At 54.8% G+C, this 20,927-nt stretch carries 18 protein-coding genes; 11 read left to right on the top strand and 7 right to left on the bottom strand.

Annotated features, from left to right (window positions below; all coding sequences use genetic code 11):
* The first annotated feature begins 9 nt into the window (after positions 1–9).
* The 6 genes from WC370_08520 to WC370_08545 all read left to right on the top strand — a co-directional run bounded on the left by WC370_08520 (position 10) and on the right by WC370_08545 (position 8,632).
* On the top strand, positions 10–3,033 hold the full coding sequence (locus WC370_08520; protein ID MFA5309507.1) for an efflux RND transporter permease subunit: 3,024 nt from the start codon (positions 10–12) through the stop codon (positions 3,031–3,033).
* A gap of 350 nt (positions 3,034–3,383) precedes the next feature.
* A complete protein-coding gene (locus WC370_08525) occupies positions 3,384–3,896 on the top strand; it encodes a hydrogenase maturation protease (protein MFA5309508.1) in 513 nt (170 codons plus the stop codon).
* A gap of 36 nt (positions 3,897–3,932) precedes the next feature.
* Positions 3,933–5,726, top strand: coding sequence for an FAD-dependent oxidoreductase (locus WC370_08530; GenBank protein ID MFA5309509.1), 1,794 nt, complete (start codon positions 3,933–3,935; stop codon positions 5,724–5,726).
* A gap of 20 nt (positions 5,727–5,746) precedes the next feature.
* A complete protein-coding gene (locus WC370_08535; protein MFA5309510.1) occupies positions 5,747–6,139 on the top strand; it encodes a hydrogenase iron-sulfur subunit in 393 nt (130 codons plus the stop codon).
* A gap of 41 nt (positions 6,140–6,180) precedes the next feature.
* A complete protein-coding gene (locus WC370_08540) occupies positions 6,181–7,179 on the top strand; it encodes a F420-nonreducing hydrogenase (GenBank protein MFA5309511.1) in 999 nt (332 codons plus the stop codon).
* A complete protein-coding gene (locus tag WC370_08545) occupies positions 7,169–8,632 on the top strand; it encodes a Ni/Fe hydrogenase subunit alpha (protein ID MFA5309512.1) in 1,464 nt (487 codons plus the stop codon). Before WC370_08540 ends, WC370_08545 begins: the two co-directional genes overlap by 11 nt.
* Positions 8,633–8,709: 77 nt before the next feature.
* On the opposite strand, the gene WC370_08550 is transcribed toward WC370_08545, so the two are convergent.
* The 4 genes from WC370_08550 to WC370_08565 form a co-directional block, all read right to left on the bottom strand.
* Complete coding sequence (locus WC370_08550; protein ID MFA5309513.1) at positions 8,710–8,832, bottom strand: hypothetical protein; 123 nt, start codon at positions 8,830–8,832, stop codon at positions 8,710–8,712.
* Positions 8,833–8,891: 59 nt separating this feature from the next.
* Positions 8,892–9,851, bottom strand: a complete 960-nt coding sequence (locus WC370_08555) for an ATP-binding cassette domain-containing protein (protein ID MFA5309514.1) — start codon at positions 9,849–9,851, stop codon at positions 8,892–8,894.
* Between the two features lie 102 nt (positions 9,852–9,953).
* Complete coding sequence (locus WC370_08560) at positions 9,954–10,739, bottom strand: ABC transporter permease (GenBank protein ID MFA5309515.1); 786 nt, start codon at positions 10,737–10,739, stop codon at positions 9,954–9,956.
* 9 nt (positions 10,740–10,748) lie between these two features.
* Positions 10,749–11,528, bottom strand: a complete 780-nt coding sequence (locus tag WC370_08565; GenBank protein ID MFA5309516.1) for an ABC transporter permease — start codon at positions 11,526–11,528, stop codon at positions 10,749–10,751.
* Between the two features lie 777 nt (positions 11,529–12,305).
* Here WC370_08565 and WC370_08570 point away from each other — a divergent pair.
* From WC370_08570 to WC370_08590, 5 genes are all read left to right on the top strand, one after another.
* A complete protein-coding gene (locus tag WC370_08570) occupies positions 12,306–14,018 on the top strand; it encodes an ABC transporter substrate-binding protein (protein ID MFA5309517.1) in 1,713 nt (570 codons plus the stop codon).
* Between the two features lie 294 nt (positions 14,019–14,312).
* Entirely contained in the window at positions 14,313–15,236 is a 924-nt protein-coding gene (locus WC370_08575; GenBank protein ID MFA5309518.1) for an ABC transporter permease, read from the top strand.
* A gap of 12 nt (positions 15,237–15,248) precedes the next feature.
* Complete coding sequence (locus WC370_08580) at positions 15,249–16,178, top strand: ABC transporter permease (protein MFA5309519.1); 930 nt, start codon at positions 15,249–15,251, stop codon at positions 16,176–16,178.
* A complete protein-coding gene (locus WC370_08585; GenBank protein ID MFA5309520.1) occupies positions 16,175–17,143 on the top strand; it encodes an ABC transporter ATP-binding protein in 969 nt (322 codons plus the stop codon). The genes WC370_08580 and WC370_08585 overlap by 4 nt, the downstream gene beginning before the upstream one ends.
* Before the next feature lie 3 nt (positions 17,144–17,146).
* On the top strand, positions 17,147–18,124 hold the full coding sequence (locus WC370_08590) for an oligopeptide/dipeptide ABC transporter ATP-binding protein (GenBank protein MFA5309521.1): 978 nt from the start codon (positions 17,147–17,149) through the stop codon (positions 18,122–18,124).
* Between the two features lie 92 nt (positions 18,125–18,216).
* On the opposite strand, the gene WC370_08595 is transcribed toward WC370_08590, so the two are convergent.
* The 3 genes from WC370_08595 to WC370_08605 are packed head-to-tail and all read right to left on the bottom strand — an operon-like array spanning position 18,217 to position 20,513.
* The gene (locus tag WC370_08595; GenBank protein ID MFA5309522.1) at positions 18,217–19,431 is read right to left on the bottom strand and encodes a M48 family metallopeptidase; all 1,215 of its coding nucleotides are present in this window, start codon (positions 19,429–19,431) and stop codon (positions 18,217–18,219) included.
* A 42-nt stretch (positions 19,432–19,473) separates the two neighbouring features.
* Positions 19,474–20,037 (bottom strand): LemA family protein, encoded by a 564-nt coding sequence (locus WC370_08600; protein ID MFA5309523.1) that lies wholly within the window; start codon positions 20,035–20,037, stop codon positions 19,474–19,476.
* 50 nt (positions 20,038–20,087) lie between these two features.
* Complete coding sequence (locus WC370_08605; protein ID MFA5309524.1) at positions 20,088–20,513, bottom strand: zf-TFIIB domain-containing protein; 426 nt, start codon at positions 20,511–20,513, stop codon at positions 20,088–20,090.
* Between the last annotated feature and the right edge of the window lie 414 nt (positions 20,514–20,927).

The raw sequence follows: 20,927 nt of genomic DNA on the forward strand, positions 1-20,927 counted from the left end.
TATCTTCTCATGTGGCATGTTACCAAGCTGGCGATGCGCAGCAGGCTTGTCACCATCCTGCTGGCGCTGATTGTTGCCGGAATGTCCGTCTGGGCGTTTTTCGGTCTGAAGACGGAACTGATACCGGATATCAGCCTGCCGTACACCACCGTCGTCACCGTGTACCCGCAGGCCACCCCGGACGCGGTGGTGGATGAAGTCACCGCCCCCATTGAAAAAATCATATGGGATGAGTGGTCGGGCAAGGGGCTAAAGCACGTTACCTCCACGTCTTCCGCCGGCATGTCCGTAATCATGGCGGAGTTCGAATACGGTACGGATATGACCGTGGTGGGCGATAGTATTACCGAGGGCATCAGCCATTTGACGCTGCCGCCGGCGGTCATCCAGTTCGCCGAGGCGATGGGCGGCGCCGGCAATCCTCAAATCATTCCCATTAATATGAATATCCTGCCGCTGATGAACCTGAGCCTGTCCGGAGACCTGCCCCCGGACCAGCTCAAGCAGATCGCCTTGACGCAAATCATCCCGGAGCTTACCCAGATAGAGGGAGTGCTCCGGGTGGATACGGAGGGCGGGGAAAAAGACCAGGTGGTGATTTCTCCGGACCCGGATATGATGAACCGGTACGGCATCTCGATGGCCCAGATTACCGGGCTGCTCGGCACGGATTATTCTTCCCTGAACGATATTGAAAACGTATCACTCGGTATTGATAGCGTCACCCTGTCCGATATCGCCACGGTCAGCCAGAGCCCGCCGCCGCTTTCGGCCATTACCCGCACCAACGGCCGTCCCAGCGTGGGCATATCGGTGGTAAAAACGGAAGATGCCAATACCGTGGAAACCGCCGATGCCATTAACGCTAAAATCGCAGAATTACAGGGACAACTGGGCGAAGGCGTTACGGTCAGCACTATTTTTGACCAGTCGGATTTTATCAATGACAGTATTTCCCAGTTAGAGGAAAAAGCTATCATCGGCGGCGTGCTGGCCGTACTGGTGGTCTTTTTCTTCCTCTGGACTATCCGCGCCTCGCTGATAGCCGCCGTCTCCATTCCCCTGAGTATCTTTTTCGCCTTTCTATGCATGCGCCTGACCGGTATAACACTAAACATACTGACCTTAAGCGCCATGGCCATAGCCGTGGGACGGCTGATAGATGACAGCATCGTGGTGATAGAGGTCATCTACCGCCGCATGCGTCAGGGTGAAAACTTCAAGGAAGCCGCCATCGCGGGCGCCAAGGAGATAGCCACGCCGATTACCGCCGCCACGCTGGCCACCGTGGCTATCTTTATTCCATTGATGTTCGTCGGCGGCATCGTGGGCGAGATGTTCATCCCCTTCGGTCTGACGGTGACTTTCGCCATGCTGGCCTCGCTGCTGGTAGCCCTGATGCTTATTCCGGTGCTGTCCCGGTGGCTGATGGGTTCCAAGCCAAAGCCAATTACAACACGGGATAACTGGTACCAGAAAATCTATACCAGGGCGTTAAAATGGACGCTCGGTCACCGGATTGCCGTGGTGGTGGCCGCCATCGTGCTGTTTGTAGGGAGCCTGGGTCTTACCACGGTAACCGGCACCTCTTTTATGTCCGGCTCTATGGGCGAACCCACCATTACCATCAGTATCGCCCTGCCGGCTAATACTGAAATCAACACTACCAGCGCCGTCGCTACAAAAGTAGAGACTCTGCTAAGCGGGGACGATATGGTGCGGAGCTTCGACTCAACCATCGGCACTTCCGCCACCTCCCTGACCGGCATCATGAGCGCGTCCCAAGGGGGCGGCGGCTCAAATACGGCAACCATCGTTGTTTACCTTAAGTCCGATGCGGACTTGCAGCAGGAGGTTTCAGCCATAGAACAGGCCTGCCAGGGTATTACGGATACCGGTTATATCACGGTTTCCGGCGGAGACTCCGGAGGCGGCATGGGCTTTTCCGTTTCCAACGTGAATCTCTCCATCCAGGGGCAAAACCAGGAAGATATCGCCGTTGTCACCGCCCAGCTTATGGAAAAGCTCCAGGGCATCAACGGCATCGCCGATCTGAAAAGTGATTTGACCACGGTCGTCCCCAAGCTGAATATTGCCGTGGACCCGGCCAAAGTGGCCGCCTCAGGACTGCCGCCCGCCCAGATGGCTCAGTTACAGCAGGAGTTCGCCCTGCTGATGAGCGGCGGGACTTTGCCCGATAAAACGTTAACCCTCGGTAATGAAAGCTATCCCATTTACATCAAGGGGATAGCCGGCAGCCTCACCGACCCGGAACAGGCGAAAATTTTGAAAATAGGTTACCCCCAGTCCGTAACCCTGAATGATATCGCCGATGTTACCATACTGGAACTGCCGTCGCACGTCAGCCACGTTGACACGGTACTTTCCGCCACCATTACCGGCACCATAACCGATAAAGACGTGGGGGCGGTAAACCGGGCGGTACAAAAACAGGTAGACGCTTTGCCCGACCACCCCGGGGTGAACATAGCGACGGCCGGTATAGCCGAGCAGATGGGTGACACTTTCTCCAAAATGCTCATAGCTATTATCATGGCTATCGTTATCGTGCTGCTGATAGTAATATTCATGATGCGCTCCATAATCAACCCGCTGATAATTATGGTCAGCCTGCCGTTAGCTATTATCGGCTGCATTCCCGCCTTGCTCGTCAGCGGCCATACGCTCGGCGTATCCGCGATGATGGGTTTGCTGATGCTCGTAGGCATTGTTTTAACGAATGCCATCGTCCTGGTATCCATGGTGGAGCAGCAGCGTAAGAACGGCATGAGTATCCGGGACTCTATCATCGAGGGCGGCAAGACCCGTTTACGCCCCATACTGATGACCGCCATGACTACTATCCTGGCCATGATTCCCATGGCGGTAAGCGTCAGTTCCGGCACCATGCTGAGCGCCGAACTGGCGATTGTGGTAATCGGCGGCATGGTAAGCTCGACATTCCTGACCCTGTTTGTCATTCCGGCGATTTACAGCCTTATCCACCGGGAGAAGAAGCCGGCGACAAAATAACGTCTTCCTTTCCTCCTTCGGGGGACGCCGGTCGGATTCCGGCGTCCCCTCTTTTTTTACTTCGCCTTTTATTAGTGTCCTTCAGCTTCCATATCGCCCGCCAATTTTTAGAAATTGATATGTAATGTTTTGAAGATTGTGCCTTTTCCCATCGTCCATCGTGGGTGGCCGGTCGGCTTTGCCCCGCCGCCGCCTTTTGAAGGTACCCACTAAAACGGGGCTATTGATTCCAATGTTGTAACAATTATCGTAAATTAAAAGGTATGGCTTGAACACCCTTGACAACCTGAAATAATTTCTATATCCTCAACACTAGAAAGGGCAGAGTCTATACTCACCGCGTAAATAATTTGAAAACGATTGTATTGGGCATAGGCAACCGCATTTTAAGAGACGATGGCATCGGGCCCGCGGTAATCCGTGAACTGGAAAGCTTTTCCCGCTCGCCCGGTGTTTTTTTGGGCGATACCAACCTGTGCGGCATGCCCCTGTTGGATTTGATTACCGGTTATGATACCCTTATCATTATCGATGCTATCCAGGGCGGGGCAGCAACAGGTACGATACAGTGGATGCCAGCGGAGCACTTCAAATCACCTTCCGGCACGCCCTCCCAGCATGAAATGAATATCTTCCGGGTGCTGGAACTGGGCCGGCAGCTGGGTATAAAAGTACCGTCTGAAGTAAAAATAATGGCCATCGAAGCCCATGACGTTACCAGTTTCGGGGAATATTTGACACCGGAGGTCGCCGCGGTGATACCGCGGGCCGCCGCCGCGATAATAAAGGAAATTACAATTCTTGAGGGTACCCGTCAATCTGCCGCGCTCCAAAGCCCCTTTTCCGCCTCCATGGCAGAGTAACCCGGTAAAAAATATCGCTATTTTAGGGAGTACTATATGTGGAAATCTAATGAAATGGGTGGGGCCAGGGTAGAACAAGCTATCAAGCAGTTGCTGCCCCCCTGCCAGATCAAATGCCCTATAAACGAGGACATCCAGCGCACCAACGTCCTTATCTCCCTGCTGCCGGATAATATGGAAGCGGCCAAAGACGGCATCATCCAAATCGGCGACCATCTTTACGAGCATAATCCCTTTTTTAACATCTGCGGCTATATCTGCGGCCTCTGCGAGCTGGAATGCAACTACAAAAGCCGCGGCGGGGCCATACGGCGCCGGCTGCTCAAGCGCTTTCTTTCCGATACCTACACGGAATATCTGAAAGAGAAAGCGGAAATCAGCGTGGTAAAAGACCGGGAGAACGTGGCGGTGGTGGGCGGGGGGCCCAGCGGCCTGATGGCGGCCTTCCAGCTTTCCCGTCAGGGCTACCGGGTGACGATATTCGAGGCCAGCAACCGCCTCGGCGGGGCGCTGTGGCTGATACCGGAATACCGGCTGCCGCGGGAGGTCCTTTCCACCACCCTGGAAAACCTGGTCCGTATCTCCGGTATAGACGTTCGTTACAACTCCAAGCTGGGCGAGGGACGGACGACCATCAAACGACTCTTTAACGACGGGTATAAAGCGGTGTTCATCGCCAAAGGCACGCCTTATGCCCGCCATCTTACTTTCGGCAAAGACATCGTGGAGGGGCAGGAGCTTTCCGGGGTGATGTACGGGTTGGATTTCCTCTATGAGGTCAGCCACGGCAACATTAAGCCGGACTATTTTAAGAACAAGAAAATCATCGTCATCGGCGCCGGTAACGTGGCTTTCGATACCGCCCGCACCGCCCGCCGCCTCGGCGGCGAGGTGAGCATGGTGTGCCTGGAATGTGAAGACAAGAGCCACCGCGACGGCATCCCCGGCGACGAGGATGAAATCCGCGCGGCCTGGGAAGAGGGCATCCAGATATACGCTTCCCGCGGCGTGCGTAAAATCACCGGCAAGAGCGGTAAATTCGAGATGATTGACTGCCCGCGCTGCACCTCCGTCTATAACGAGACCGGGTTCAACCCTAAATTCGATACATCCGATGAAATCAGCCTTAACGGCGATATCCTGATTATTACCATCGGCCAGGCACCGGACCGGGAGCTTTTAAAGAAGGAAGGGCTGCTGGACGAGTACGGACGCCTTTCGGTTGACCCGCACACCCTCCAGAGCCAGGTCAACCCCAGCGTTTTCGTGGGCGGGGACGTGCGGCGGGTGGGCTTCATGGTGGAAGCCATGAAAGAAGGCGTTGAAGCCGCCGAGTCCATCAGCCGCCACATCAAGGGGGACGACCTGCGGATGGGCCGCACCAAGGACTTCGAGGCCTTCGGGCTGCCGGACCGCTCGGCGTACAAGGAACCGACCGATGTTCTATGGATTCCCCCGGAACAGCGCCTGCACTTCCATATGTTTGAAAAAGGCCTGACTCTGCAAGAGGCCATCGAAGAAGCCAAGCGCTGTACTACCTGCGGCCCCTGCGTTTCCTGCAAAGCCTGCATCTCCATCGGCTTTGAGAAGTCGCTCTACGCCGTGGAAGTGGACGAGGCGCGGTGCAGCGGCTGCGGTGCCTGTGTTAATATATGTAACTATGAATCGGCCAGGCTGATATCCCGGGACGGCAAGCTGATATCCGATACGGACATGTTCCGCTGCAAGTCCTGCGGCATGTGCGTGGCGGCCTGCCCGTCCGATGCCAGGAAACTGGCGGAAGACCAGACGGCCGAGCGGATTCATAAAGCCTGCGCGGAACTAATCTAGCTTTGAGGTAGAGGACGGTTATGGATAAAGTAAAAATAGTCTGTTTTTCCTGCAAATTCAGCTGGGGCTATCTCGGCGATGAGCCCGCGCTGGCGGCGGAAATCAAGAACTGGGTGCCCATCATCTGCGCCGGCAAGATGGAAGCTTCTTACATCGTGGAGGCCTTTGCCCACGGGGCGGACGGCGTGCTGATTCTCGGCTGCCCGGAGGGTGATTGCCATTACCAGGACGGCAATATAGAGGCCAGGAAACGGCTGGCTTTATTACGGCAGGTACTCCTGACCCACGGCATCCAGCCGCAGCGTCTCAATCTGTTCCTTTCCCGCGACCCGGAGGGGAAAGACATCCCCATGCACATTAATGAAATGGCGGAAACCATCAAGGCTTTGCAAAAGGAGTCCCCCGTTTCTTAGTTAAAAACACCGTTAGCTAAATTATGCAGAATGGAGGAAGTGTGGCTACAAAACCGAAAGTGGCAATCTGCTGGCTGGGAGGTTGCGGCGGCTGTGATGAGGCCATCGTTGATTTGAATGAAGCGCTGCTGACAGTGGCCGAGGCGCTGGATATCGTCCTGTGGCCGGTAGCGCTGGACTATAAATATGACCATGTCCGGGCGATGGCGGACAAGGAAATCAAACTGAGTATTATCAACGGCAACGTGCGTAACTCGGAACAGGAAGAGATAGCCAAGCTGCTCCGGCAAAAGTCCCAGTTCGTGCTGGGCTTCGGGGCTTGCGCCTGCTTCGGCGGTACGCCGGGCATGGCTAATTTCCGCACCAAAGAAGACATTTTCAACTGGGTCTACCGGGACGCGCCCACCGTGGTAAACCCCAAGGGGAATTATCCCCAGCCCAAATCCACCGTGGACGGCAGAGAGCTTACCCTGCCGGAATTTTTCGAGACGGTGTTTGCCCTCAACCAGGTGATTGACGTGGACTACTATCTGCCCGGCTGTCCCCCACCCCCCAACCTCATCGCCAATGCGGTCACGGCCATGCTGGAGAATAAATTGCCCCGCAAGGGCTCGTCGCTGGCGCCGCATAAAGCGCTGTGTGACTCCTGTTCGCGGAACAATACCAAGCCGGCCAAGATACAGCTTAATGAGTTCAAACGCATCCATGAAATAGAAGCCAAGCCGGATATCTGTTTCCTCGCCCAGGGAGTGCTGTGCCTGGGCATCGCCACGCGTGACGGCTGCGGCGCCACCTGCATCGATATCAATATGCCCTGCCGCGGCTGCTTCGGCCCGGTGGAAGGCGTCAAGGATGCCGGGCTTAAGATGATTGCTACCCTGGCGGCCATGATAGATACAAGCAACGAGGCGGAGCTGGAAAAAATCGCCGCCCAAATCGGCGATATCGCCGGGTACTCCTACCGCTTTTCCCTGCCCACTTCCATGTTAAGGTCGCTCAGCCAGTCCGCGGCTAAAAAAGGAGAAGAAGTTGGCCAATAAAATAACGGTTAATCCCATAACGCGGCTGGAAGGCCACGGTAAAATAGAGATATTCCTGGACGACAAAGGCAATGTCGCTGACGCTTTCTGGCAGGTGGTGGAGCTGCGGGGCTTCGAGCGTTTCTGCATCGGGCGGCCGGTGGAGGAAATGCCGCGCATCGTCCCCAACATTTGCGGCGTGTGTCCCAGCCCGCACAACATGGCTTCCACCAAGGCCCTGGATGACATTTACAGCGTGGAGCCCACCCCGGCGGCCAGGCTGGTGCGGCAGCTGCACTATAACGCCTTTTACGTGGAAGACCACTTTATCCACTTCTTTTTCCTGTCCGCGCCGGACTTCGTGGTCGGCACCCACGCCGATGTCGCCTCCCGCAATATCATCGGCTTAATCAAGCAGGTGGGCATCGATATCGGCAAGCAAGTCATCGATATCCGCAAGCGCAACCGGGACATTATCCGGCTCCTCGGCAGCAAAGCCCCGCACCCTGAAGGCGGCCTGCCGGGCGGCGTCTCCCGCGGCGTTACTGAAGAAGAGCGCCGCTGGATAAAGCAGACCGCCGATGATACCGTGGCTTTTTCCCTGTTCGCCCTCAAGCTTTTCAAAGACGTGGTAATTAAAGAAAAGAAAAACCTGGACCTGGTGGTTAACGACGCCTACAAGCTGGATACCTATTACATGGGACTGGTGGACGAGAACAACAAGGTCAGCTATTACGACGGCAAAATCCGGGTGGTGGACTCCCGGGGCAAAGAGTTCGCTAAATTCGACCCGCGGGAATATACCGAGCATATTGGCGAATGGGTGGAGCCCTGGACATATATCCGCCTGACCCACTTAAAGAAAGTGGGCTGGAGCGGGCTCAAAGACGGGCCGGGGACATCGCTTTACCGCGTAGGCCCGCTGGCGCGCCTTAACGTGGCCGACGGCATGGCCACGCCTTTGGCCCAGAAAGAATACGATGCCATGTTCAATGCCCTCGGCAAGCCGGCTGCCAACACGCTGGCTTACCACTGGGCGCGGCTTATCGAGGCCCTCCAGGCCGCCGAGACTATGCAGCAGATAGCCGCCGACCCCATGCTGACCAGCAAGGATATCCGCAACATGAACCTCAAGCTTAAAAAGACGGGCATCGGCTGCGTGGAAGCCGCCCGCGGCACCCTTATCCACCACTATGAGACGGACGACCGCGGCATGCTGACCAAAGCCAACCTGTTGGTGGCCACCCAGCACAACGCCGCCCCGATATGCCTTTCCGTGAAGAAGGCCGCCCAGGCGTTTGTTAAAGGGCCGGACGTCAAGGAAGGGATGCTGAACATGGTGGAGATGGCCTTCCGCGCCTATGACCCCTGCCTGGCCTGCGCCACTCACTCCCTCCCCGGTGATATGCAGTTGGAAGTCACTATCCGGGACGCCGGCGGGCAAATCGTGAACAGGGTCAGCCGCGGTATATAAACACCTATATATATAGTAGCTATGCGCCGCCGTAATAAAGCAGCGGTGCATCATCATCCCGTTTTTGGTTCGGCGGTTTAGCCGTAGATTTCCTTGTCCAGCGCTCCGGGCACGCCGCCTAAAAACTGGGCCAGGCTGGTGGAGCACTGGAAGAAAGTGGCCTGAATTACCCTTAATACATTGGCTATACTATTTGCCACGAAGGTTTTACTAACTGTGCCTGCTGCATACTCATCCTCCATCACCCTGTCCCTGGCCGCTACTTGATGATGCTGAGGTACGCTTCTTCCAGGGTGGGGTCCCGCATGACGATAGACTCCATATTTGCCTCTCCGATGATGTTAAGCACGCTGTCCTTAAGTTCGGTGCCCGGAACGGCGTGAATCGTCAGCTTTTGCAGCGGCCCGTCCGAGGTGCTGATAACCCGCTGGATGCCCTGGATAGCGTTTACCGCATCCAGTGTCGCGGCCTCCGCCTGGCGGCAGATGGCCTCGCAGACGATTATCTTGGCGAAACTGCGTTTTATTTCCCGCGGCGTGCCGGAGGCGGTAATCTGTCCCCGGTTGATGATAGCAATCTGGGTGCTTAGCTCGTCCGCCTCTGACATGTAGTGGGTGGTCAGGAGAATCGTCTTGCCTTTTTGCACCAGCACCGGTATCAGCTCGCGGAGCTCCCGGGCGCCGGCGGGGTCAAGCCCTATCGTCGGCTCGTCCATGAACAGCACCTCGGGGTCGGTAATCAGACCGCGCGCGATGTGGAGCCGCTGCCGCATGCCGCGCGAGTACTGCTCCACCGGCCGGCCGGCGGCCTCCGTCAGGTTGACCATCTCGATTACATCCTTCACCTTGCGGCGTGATGTTTCCCGGCTGAGATGGTTCAGCGCCGCGAAGTACTTCAGGTTTTCCTCGCCGGTAAGGCGACCGTAAAGGCCTCTTTCCCCACCCAGTATCAGCCCGATACGCCCCCGCACCTTCCCCGCCTCCTTGACCACGTCATAGCCGAGCACTTTAGCCTGGCCGGACGTGGGGGTCAGCAGGGTGGAAAGTATGCGGATGGTGGTTGTCTTACCGGAGCCGTTAGGCCCCAGCAGCCCGAAAACGATGCCCTGCGGCACGGTAAAATTGAGGCCGTTGAGGGCGTGCGTTTCCTGTTTTTTCCCCAGCAGCGCCCGGGATGTAAAAGTCCGTCTGACATCCTGGCATTCAATAACCCTGTCCATTTTTCCTCCCCTATTTATTACCCGCTAAAGCGCATCGCGGTCCAGCCTGCCGCGCTGCCCGGCTGTTTTCTCAACCAACCTAATTTTTTTCATCCTCGATACCTAAATAGCGTCACGCTCCAGCGTCCCGCTGCGTTTCACCGCTTTCTCGAAAAAAACAAAGGCAAAGTAAGCCGCGGCATAATAGACCAGGCCAGTGATAAACTCCCGCAGGATATTACCGGAAACCTCCGCCAGCGGCGCGCCGGTAAAAGCCGCTCTAAAGGCGGCCAGCCCGTTGGTTATCGGCAGCAATTTGGCGATTTCCTGTAAAAAACCGGGTAATACTGAAACGGGTATAATAATGCCGCTCAATATCAGCAAAATGGTGTTCGCCAGTCCCTGGATGCCTATCCAGTTCCGCACCGCAACCGAAGCCACGCCGAGCAGCTGCGCGTAGGCGGTTACCGCCAGATCTATCGCTAGAACCGCCAGTATCAAAGTCGGCCAGTTTACCGCGCTGAAGTCCAGGTCTACGATAATCCAGGCTGCCAGCATGCCGAAGAAGAAAGCCACCAGCGCGTTGGGAAAGTGGAAAACCGACCGGCTGATAAAGTGCGTCAGCCGGTTGACCGTGGACACGAAGACAAATGACGTGCCGCCGTTGTATCTTTCCCGTGTGTAAGACTGTGTGATGCCGGCTATGGCTATCCAGGCAATGCAGGAGACGGCTATCCCCAGCGCGTAAGTGCGTACCAGATCCGGATTGCTGGCGAACCGGCCGAGTATGGCGAACATGGTAACGGTGGCGAAGGGGTATAAAACGGTGCTGGACAGGTAGCCCCAGCGGTTCAGCCAGTGAAACAACCCTTTAAAGGTCAACCATGATTGGACGTAAAAATTATACATATATCACTCTTAGTAAGCGCTCAGGCTCCCCTCGATGCGTATCCTTTTATCCACCAGCCGGCACAGGTAAACGGTCGCCAGGAACCAGGCCGCGCCCACCCCGATGGCTATCAGCCAGTCCCCCGCCAGCCCCGCCCACGTCCCGGTACCGGTGATGGCATTCCAGGCTCCGTCCATCGCCCAGGAAGAAGGCATAAAACGTGCCAGTATTTCCAGTCCCAGCGGCAGCTGCCCCACCGGCAGGATGAAGCCGCTTAGCACCGCCCCGAAAGGCACGATGCCCATGAACACCCCGGCTCTGGCCCCGGCCAGCACCACCAAAGCGCCCAGGAAAGTACTGACTACTGATAGTCCCGCTATTACCAGCAGCAGTGATACTGCCAGTTCCGCGGGGTCGGCGATATCCGGCACGGCATGCGCCACCAGCATCACCGTAACCGCCGCCACGATGCCGGTAGGTACTTCGTGTATTATCTGCGCCAGCATCTTGCTGAAAAGCACCAGCGCCATGGACGTGCGGGAAATCAGCGTGAAATCCAGCGTTTTACCGGCAAGCTCTGTTTCCAGCGCCCAGCCGCCTTCAGCCACGGTGCCCGTCCATACCGCAATCAGGGCAACGCCGAAGGTGAGAAAACCCAGTGATTCCAGGTTACCGCTCTGGTAAATAATCCAGGCAAGGGCGGCCGCCCGGCCGGCATCATTAACGAACTTGAAGATAAACGAAAGCCCCGCTTCCGATGTCTTCAGCTCTTTAATAACAGTTGCCGTAATAATGCGCCAGCGTATCATTATCTATCCACCCATTACCTTTTAATAGCCCCTATAAAACAGTTGAGCCCGGATTTTCTCCGGGCTTGGTGTGCTTTTTGGGGAGTATGATTACTGTTAAATCGGAAAAATAAAAACACACCAAGCCGACCGCCGGACGGCGCTGAATATTCCGTGGGTAATTCCTTTAGTATTCATGTACATTGTAGTCATCAAATTACCATGCCACGTGAAAAAGATAGCCCATTATATTACGCCTTTAAAATGATGTCAACAGGTTTTTAGCTATCTTTGCTAATTTTTTTCCCAGGTCCTGACAATACGGTGATAATCGCCCTTATTTTTCCGTCTGTCCGCGCCTGAAGTAAAAAAGTTTTTCCCGGAAATCTGGCCTTTCCAACGTAATTTTTCCATATTCCCGACATACGTGTTACGTCATCATAATATAGTCTGTTTCGTCTTTTTCTTATTAATATGCTCTTAATCTCAACTATTCTACATATTTTTCAAGATTTTCTGGCTAATTGCGTTTTTAACTCTTTATTTATAATCATTAATGATTTACAATAACATTATTAAGGCGGCCTATTCAGGGTTGACAATTAAGGAAATATATAATATAGTATGTGAAACTTTCACTATCCCAGATAACAATACACGTCAGAAAGTGGGTTGTTCTGCGTGTTATTGGCCGGGAGTATGGAGGTGAAAACCCAAATTTTTGAATAGTCAGGGAGGTTGATAATAGCCAAGAAGCAATTATACGCGTATACGCCAAAAATATTCGAGGAGGAGAAAATGAAAAAATGGCTTGTCATCCCGCTCTTCTTGCTACTTGCTCTTGTTATCGTACTCGGTAGCTGCGGATCTACCGATAAGACCACTAAACCTGTTACCACTACACCGCCCACTCAGACGGCCACCACTACACCGCCCACTCAGACGGCTACCACTACACCGCCTACTCAGACGGCCACCACTACACCTCCGCCCACCACCACTGTCCCTACAGGCACAATCACTGTCGCCAGCCCGGATTTCGGTTATGAATCAACCGACCCGATATTCTACGAATCCACCTGGGGCTGGTCATTTTATGAATCCCTGCTCCGCTGGGACTCGACCGGTAAGTTTATCGGTGGCGTAGCTGACAGCTGGTCAGTGAGCGATAACGGCTGCGTGTGGACATTTAAAATCCACCAGGGTATCACATTCTGGGACGGCTCCCCGCTGACTGCTGCTGATGTTAAGTTCTCCGTTGACCGCTTCGGCGGCGACCCGGGCTACAGCGTATCCTCCAACCCTTGGTCCAACTACATCAGCTACAACTATAATAAGAGGGATTCCATCGTCGTCGACAATTATACCTACCAGTTCGTCAGCGACCATCCGGAACCCGCCCAGCAGATCGTCTTCGCCTGGACGCGCATCCTCCCCAAGGCCTATTTTGAATCTGTCGGTGAGGCAGGATTCCGCGCGGCACCTATGGGCTCCGGTCCGTGGATTTTCAAGGAGCTTGTCACTAAACAGAAGATGACACTGGAAGCGAACACGAACTACTGGCGCACCGATGAAATTCCTGCTTACCAGTATTATGTCGAGCTAATGGTACCCGAGCAGGCGACCCGTATCGCCATGCTGAGAAACCACGAATGCGATATCGCCCTCGGTATTGACTATGACCGCCTCCCCGATCTGGAAGCTGCCGGCTTTAAAATCTTCAATCAGCCCGGCCCGCCCGGAACGAGCAGCCTTGCCATTCAGGGCAGCTGGCTATCGAATGCCGGCGCGGTTGGTGACATCCGCATCCGCCAGGCTTTGTCCTTTGCGCTTGACCGCGAGGAAATTGTAGACACCTGGTACCAGGGCTACGGCGATCCTACCGCCGGACAGTTCTACATGTATCCCGGATGCTTCGGTTGGAACGAAGCTTTAAGGAACGATCCGTTCGATCCTGATCACGCGATGGCGCTGATGGAGGCCGCCGGCTATCCTGACAGCTTCGCTGACCCGACCATCCACATCTACACTACGGCCGCCGGACAGGACTACATCCTGTTGCTGATGGGTTATTGGCAAGATGTTGGTTTACAGGTCAGCCTTGAGGTTGTTGATTCCACCATCTACACCGCTTACGCCTTCCACAACTTCGTCGGTAGAATCCAGGATGGTGATGCCAACGCAGGCTGGATATTCACCTGGACTTTCCAGTCTTTCTTCAACTGCACCTACCACTCCGCGAATATGTACTGCTCTTGGGGTGCGCACAGCACCGGTAATGACGCGATGGCGGACGAACTCTATCTGAAAGCCGCCAACGAGACTGATCCGGCGTTGTCCGCCCAATACTTCGGCGAGTTCCAGGCGTATGTCAAGACCTTGTACATCGATATCGGTATCTGTACGTTCGATACCCTGATTGTTGAAAACCCCAATACTATCGGTGATTGGACCGGCAGGAACTGGGTAAGCTATCAGGATGCCTTGAACGGTATTCAGCATCCGAAGTAAAGTCAATACGGATTTCCGGGGCGAGGTGCACAGCCCCGCCCCGGAAATCCGAATATCAGCATTACTCATTTGTACAAAGAAAGGCTAATTTATTGCCGTTGGCGTGCAAAAACACCCTTTTTCCTGTCCGAAAGCGGATTCTTGGGTCATTAATTTGTGTTAATCCGCAAGTTATTGTATAATTACGGAAAATTTGATGGAGTTCATATAGGCTGGGATATTTTGTTATAGCAGAATCCCGGGTTATATGAAAACCATCAAAAACTTCAAGAACTGTAATAAGGATAGTTATAAATGGCGCGTTTTGTTATCGTAAGGCTATTGCAGGCATGCGTTGCCCTCGTGGGCATCACGATTATAGTATTTTTCCTGGTTCGCACTTCCGGTGACCCCATGCAGCTGATAGCATCCCCCAATATGTCGCCTGAACAATATGAGCGCATCAAAGCTGATCTGGGACTGGACAAGTCATGGGGCACTCAGCTCTGGATTTACATCAAAGACCTTGCCCACGGCGACCTCGGTTCTTCACTGGTTAGAGATAAGCCGGTCATCAAGATGATCCGGGAATCCCTGCCCAACACCCTCAAATTAACCGTCCCTTCTTTCGCTATCAGCATGATTTTGGCCTTTTTCCTCGGGATTATGGCGGCGACATACCGCGACTCCTGGTGGGATAACGGCATAAAATTTGTGGCAGTTCTTGGACAATCCTTGCCGGGCTTCTGGGTGGCTATTATGGCCGTACTGGTCATTTCTGTGGAACTGCATTGGCTACCGTCCTCCGGCATGTCCAGCCCTGACCGTTATATCCTGCCGGTCGGCACTATGGTCTTTTTTATGCTGCCGGGCATGATGCGTCTGGTACGCTCCAGTATGCTGGACGTGCTTGACAGCGAATACATCAAGCTGGCCAGAATAAAAGGCCTTCCGGAAAGGGTGGTTATCTGGAAACATGCCTTGAGAAACGCCCTGATAACGCCGCTGACCACCCTCGGCATGATAATCCCGGGTCTGGTTCTCGGCGCCGTAATTACAGAACAGATTTTTAACTGGCCCGGCATGGGTGTAATGATAGTCCAATCTACCTTTGAACGTGATTTCCCGGTGGTCCAGGCTATTACCATATTGACGGCACTTCTCGTGCTGGGAATAAACCTGCTGGTGGATATTTCCTACGCTTATGTTGACCCGCAAATCAGATTTCAAAGAACTTAGGGAATACAAATTATGCTTAGTACTATACCTACTGTAAAAGTGCATAAACAGAAGAAATACCGCGGTGTTACCAAAGGCACACGTTTTTTAAGAAGTCTCGGGCTCTATATCCCGCTGGCCGTAATGGCGGTGATGATAATACTCGCCCTGTTTTCCGATATGTGGTATGTCGGTTTACCCGGTGTTGGTTTAGCGCCGCATGACCCCAACGTCACGTCGCCGCGGGACAAGTTCCTGCCGCCCTCTTTCATGGAGGGAGGCAAGAGTGAATATCTGCTCGGGACGGATAAACTCGGCAGAGATGTTCTCAGCCGTGTCATGGTTGGCGCCCAGGTTTCACTTAGTGTCTCTCTGATAGCTATACTTATTACCGCCACCATCGGGACGGCGCTGGGTATCCTTGCCGGCTATGCCGGCGGGCCTGTAGAAGGCCTGATCATGAGGATAGTGGATATGGCGCTATCATTCCCGGGTCTGCTGCTGGCTATGTTGCTGGCGGTGTCCATCGGGCCGGGTTTTTGGACGGTGGTGTTTGCCTTGTCCATACTGGGCTGGGCGGGTTACGCCCGTATGATACGCGGTGAAGCCCTGAGAATCCGCGAATCTGATTTCGTAGCGCAGGCCCGTATTGCCGGCTCTTCCTCCTGGCGTATTATGATCCGGCATATTTTCCCCAATATCGTTAACTCGTTAACCGTTATTATGACCCTCCAGATAGGTATGATGATTCTGGCGGAATCAGCCTTGAGTTACCTCGGCATCGGCATTACGGCGCCGAGGGCTTCATGGGGTTCCATGGTATCAGACGGCCGCGCCGAACTTGACCGGGCCTGGTGGATATCCGCCTTCCCCGGCATATGCATCGGCCTGGTAGTGCTGTCCGGCAACTTCCTGGGGGACTGGATCCGCGATAAGCTTGACCCGAGGTTAAGGCAATTATGAGCAATATCGTACTGCAAGTTGAAGACCTGCATACTTCATTCTTTACCCGTGCGGGTGAGGTTAAAGCCGTCGACGGCATAAGTTTCTTCGTACGTGAGGGGGAAACCTTAGGCATCGTCGGTGAATCCGGCTGCGGCAAATCGGTTACCGGTCTTTCCATCTTGCGCCTGCTGCCGGAACCGGCCGGCCAGATTGTCGGCGGCAAGATAATCATGGAAGGTAAAAATCTGCTGGAAGTCAGCAAGAAAGTCATGCGGGCTTACCGGGGTAAGATGGTGTCCATGATTCTCCAGGACCCCATGTCCTCGCTCAATCCGGTTTATACCATCGGCGACCAGATATCGGAATCCGTACGGCTGCACCAGGGACTCCCGGACAACATGGTGGAACCGGAGGTAATATCGGCGCTGCGGCTGCTCAGGATACCCGCGCCGGAAGTGCGGCTCAAGGAATATCCTTTCCAGCTAAGCGGCGGCATGAGGCAGAGGGTGGTGGGCGCTATCGCCATGTCCTGCCGCCCGCGACTGCTCATCGCCGATGAGCCGACCACCGCTTTAGATGCTACCATTCAGGCGCAATACATCGCCCTGTTTGAAGATATCCAGGCTAAAACGAACGTAGCCATTATCTTTATCACCCATGACTTCGGCGTGATATCCAGGATTTGCGACCGCGTGGCCGTGATGTACGCCGGAAAAATAGTAGAAACGGCGCCAACCAGAGAGATATTTAATGCGCCCCGGCACCCTTATACCGCCGCCCTGATTCACTCCGTGCCTCGCCTGGATAAAAAAGACGAACGGCTTTTTTCCATCGAGGGACAGCCGCCGTCCATGATGAACCTGCCGCCGGGCTGCCGGTTCTGTCCCCGCTGTACCGTCTCGATGGATATTTGCAAGGAACAAGAGCCGCCTGAAATAAAACTTACGGATGACCATTCTGTATCTTGTTGGAGGGTTAAGTAGACCATGCCGGAAGTTTTACTTGAAGCGCGTGACCTGGTAAAGCATTATCCTGTGACCCGGGGGCTTCTCCAGCGGACGGTTGCCTGGGTAAGGGCGGTGGATGGAGTTTCCTTTACTATTGAACAGGGCCAGACTTTCAGCCTGGTAGGTGAATCCGGCGCGGGCAAAACCACCGTGGCCAAAGCCATCCTGCTCCTGGAAAAGCTGACCTCCGGGTCTATTATCTTCCAGGGAAAAGACCTTTATAAACTTACGCCATCGCAGATTAAATCGGAATACCGCCCTAAAGTACAGTCCGTACAGCAGAATCCCTGGAGTTCCATGAACCCCAGGATGCGTATCAAAGACGTTGTCGCCGAGCCGCTGGTGGTAAACACCAAGCTTAAGAAGAAAGAACTCTATGAAAAAGTGGCCAGCCTGCTGGCCAAGGTAGGTATCGGGCCTGAAGGAATGACTAAATTCCCCCATGAGTTCAGCGGCGGACAGCGTCAGCGTATCGCCGTGGCGCGCGCCCTGGCGCTAAACCCTGATTTAATGGTGCTTGACGAGCCTGTTTCCGCCCTGGATGTATCTATCCGGGCGCAGATAATGAACCTGCTGAAGGACCTGCAAATCGAGCATAATTTAAGCTACCTGGTTATCGCGCACAACCTGGCCACCGTACGCTACATGAGCCATACCGTGGGCATTATGTACCTGGGCCAGCTGGTGGAATACGGCCAGACGGAAGAGCTCTTCGAACGCCCCCTGCACCCCTACACCCGGGCGCTAATATCCGCCTCACAGCTGACTTTGCCTGAAGACGGCGACCAGGTCACCAAGCAGATTATCCTGACCGGCGAAATGCCTTCTCCGATGAACCCGCCCTCCGGCTGCCGCTTCCACACCCGCTGTTCCGAGGCGAGAGAAATTTGCTCCCTGGAAGTACCGGTAATGCACATGATAGGCAAGCAGCAGGTCAAGTGTCATAACTTCGATTAAGAGACAGGCTTCCCCCGCTTTGGTTTCTCCGGCGAATTTCTGCGCGCGGCTGTCTATTATTCCGGCGGATGATTTGGTAGATGCGGCGCTTTTCAGACCTTGAGCGTCCGCCCGCACCGTGTGCAGCGTATGGTATCGTCACGGAAGCCCGGCGGTATTTTCCACCGCGCCCCGCATTCACAGTCCACCATGCGGTAGTTGTCCATGCGGAGCATCATGTCCGATACTTCCCGTGTCTTGACGGACTTGGCCTCGGCGGCCAGCTCTCCCGGCTCGGACGGCGTGGCCGCCCGTATGCCCACCGCGCCCATCCCGACAAAAGCCCCCTTAGGCATGACAGTCTTGCCGGAATGTACATTTTCATAGGCTTTTTCATAGTCCGTGAAGGAAGCGCCGCCGGCCATGGCGCGGAGAATGCGTATCCTTTCGGATATAGGCGGGTGGGTGCTGGTAAGGTCGCTGGCTTTCCGTCCTTCTTTATGCAAAGGATTGATAATATACATGGGCGCGGTAGCCTGGTTGGCTGATTTCAGCGTGGCCGTTGACGCCCCCAGCTTCTCCAGGGCGGATGCCAGCCCTTCCGGGTAGCGCGTGTACAGCGCCGATGAGGCGTCCGCCAGGTACTCCCGCTTGCGGGAAATGGCAAAGTATATCAGCTGCGCGGCGATGGGCGCCACAATCATCAGGACCAGCCCGAGGATAAGGATAATGACCTGCCCGCCTCCGCCACCGCCCTTTGAAGAGGAGCGCCTGCCTCCGGTCATCGCCCCGAACATCATAAAGCGCGAGGCGTACCAGGAAAGCATGACGATGGTGCCCAGCATGATGCCGGCCACGGACATCAGCAGGACGTCCCGGTTCTTGATGTGGGATATCTCGTGGCCGATGACGCCCTGAAGCTCGTCGCGGTTGAGCTTTTGCAGCAGGCCGGAGGTAATCGCCACCGAGGCTTTTTCCGGGCTGCGGCCGGTGGCAAAGGCGTTCAGGGCGGGGTCGTCGATGATATAGACCTCCGGCACTTTGGGCAGACCGGATGCTATTTTCATCTCTTCCACCACGTTGTAAAGTCGCGGCGCGTCATCCGGCCCCACCTTCTTCGCTCCGGCGATGGAGAGCATGATGCTGTCGCCCTGGAACAGGGCCACCAAGCTCATTATGCCCCAGACGATAAAAGCGATTACCAGGCCGCCGACGGGGCTATCGAAAAACGCCAGCCCGATAACATAGCCGACCGCCAGCAGCAAAACCGCGATAACGGCCATCAGCAATATGGACCTGATGCGGTTAGACCTTATCTGTTCCCACATGACTTTAACCCGTGACTATTAAATAATCCTTATCTGGTATTTCTAGGAAAAACTTACCTTGGGAGCCTCACGCTCAACGGGAGCGGTGGTCTCGAAGAACTCGCCGGTCTTGAAGTTGAACATTCCCGCGATGATATTGGAGGGGAACATCTGTATCTTGTTATTGAACTGCAAAACCTGGTCGTTATAGTACTGCCGGGAAAAGCTTATCTTGTTTTCCGTGGAGGTCAGCTCCTCCTGGAGGGCCAGGAAGTTCTGGTTGGCTTTCAGTTCCGGGTAAGCCTCGGCCACGGCCAGCAGCCGGCCCAATGCCAGGCCGAGCTCGCCCTCCGCTTTGCCCCGCTCCGCCGCCCCGGCGGAAGCAGCCTGCTGGGCGAGATTGCGGGCCTTGGTGACCATTTCAAATGTTTCCCGCTCGTGTTTGGCGTAGCCCTTGACCGTCTCCACCAGGTTGGGGATAAGGTCATACCGCCTTTTCAGTTGAACATCTATCTGCGCCCAGGCATTCTTTACCTGGTTGCGGAACCCTACCAGGCTGTTGTACATGCCTACGACGATGAAGAACAGGACAACGATGATACCCAGGATAATCCAGAGCCAAAGCATTGTCTTCCTCCCTTTCTATTCGATAGCCCGAGAAGCTACGATTATACCGTTTATTTTTCTCCGGGAGACTGGTATTGGAGCATCTCCCCCACGAAAGCCAGCACCCCGGCCGCGGTGTCCCCGCCGGCGTGCCCGGCGGCAATTCCGGCGATGAGCTGCTGCACCTCGCCGCCGTCAAACCAGATGCCGTGACCGCGGCCGCAGATGTCCACCAGGACTTTTTTATCCTGGTCTATATGGGACTTCTTCATTTTATGGCGGCAAATGGGACAGCGCCGCTTTTTTTCCCCGGTAGCCGCCTCCGGGCCGGCGGCGTCATGCCACGAGGCCCGGGACTCCGCCATACCGGCGGCCTCCAGCAGCATCTCCAGCTCACCGGCGTCGAACCAGACGCCGCCGCAGGACGGGCAATAGTCCAGCTCGATGTGGTTATACTCCACTATCAGGGCGTCTTTTTTACATACCGGACAAATCATTTTTCTTTATTATACCCGACAATTGTTTTAAAATTATTTTTTTATTATTCCGTGCCTGGCCAGCTTCAGGATTTGTTTTTTGTTTTATGTTAAATCAGCTTCAATTCTGCGGTGAATTGTTTTTTGTTTTATGTCTACCCCCGCCCGTTCCATTACCTTTAGGCCGCGGCAGGCACACCGCGTACATTATAGGCTAATCCGGCGCCAAAGGGAAGGGTATGCTGTCCCTTATATAAATTATACGGGTTCACGGGACACGTTACAATCCCCGCGCGCTGGTATTTAGCGGCAGTGACTGCCTCAGCGTTACCTCACCCCCTAACCCCCTTGTATGTTTGAAAGATGGTAATATAAGCTTTAAAGGCACGGCAGACCGATTCCCCCTTGGTTTAATAAAACCGTTGGAGAGCGAGG

Source organism: Dehalococcoidales bacterium, from assembly GCA_041652735.1.
GTDB lineage: Bacteria > Chloroflexota > Dehalococcoidia > Dehalococcoidales > RBG-16-60-22 > RBG-13-51-18.

Excerpts from the sequence above, each read along its gene's own strand:
- WC370_08520 (MFA5309507.1), top strand. The coding sequence starts at position 10 with ATGTGGCATGTTACCAAGCTGGCGATGCGCAGCAGGCTTGTCACCATC.
- WC370_08530 (MFA5309509.1), top strand. The coding sequence starts at position 3,933 with ATGTGGAAATCTAATGAAATGGGTGGGGCCAGGGTAGAACAAGCTATC.
- WC370_08535 (MFA5309510.1), top strand. The coding sequence starts at position 5,747 with ATGGATAAAGTAAAAATAGTCTGTTTTTCCTGCAAATTCAGCTGGGGC.
- WC370_08555 (MFA5309514.1), bottom strand. The coding sequence starts at position 9,851 with ATGGACAGGGTTATTGAATGCCAGGATGTCAGACGGACTTTTACATCC.
- WC370_08560 (MFA5309515.1), bottom strand. The coding sequence starts at position 10,739 with ATGTATAATTTTTACGTCCAATCATGGTTGACCTTTAAAGGGTTGTTT.
- WC370_08565 (MFA5309516.1), bottom strand. The coding sequence starts at position 11,528 with ATGATACGCTGGCGCATTATTACGGCAACTGTTATTAAAGAGCTGAAG.
- WC370_08570 (MFA5309517.1), top strand. The coding sequence starts at position 12,306 with ATGAAAAAATGGCTTGTCATCCCGCTCTTCTTGCTACTTGCTCTTGTT.
- WC370_08575 (MFA5309518.1), top strand. The coding sequence starts at position 14,313 with ATGGCGCGTTTTGTTATCGTAAGGCTATTGCAGGCATGCGTTGCCCTC.
- WC370_08580 (MFA5309519.1), top strand. The coding sequence starts at position 15,249 with ATGCTTAGTACTATACCTACTGTAAAAGTGCATAAACAGAAGAAATAC.
- WC370_08585 (MFA5309520.1), top strand. The coding sequence starts at position 16,175 with ATGAGCAATATCGTACTGCAAGTTGAAGACCTGCATACTTCATTCTTT.
- WC370_08590 (MFA5309521.1), top strand. The coding sequence starts at position 17,147 with ATGCCGGAAGTTTTACTTGAAGCGCGTGACCTGGTAAAGCATTATCCT.
- WC370_08595 (MFA5309522.1), bottom strand. The coding sequence starts at position 19,431 with ATGTGGGAACAGATAAGGTCTAACCGCATCAGGTCCATATTGCTGATG.
- WC370_08600 (MFA5309523.1), bottom strand. The coding sequence starts at position 20,037 with ATGCTTTGGCTCTGGATTATCCTGGGTATCATCGTTGTCCTGTTCTTC.
- WC370_08605 (MFA5309524.1), bottom strand. The coding sequence starts at position 20,513 with ATGATTTGTCCGGTATGTAAAAAAGACGCCCTGATAGTGGAGTATAAC.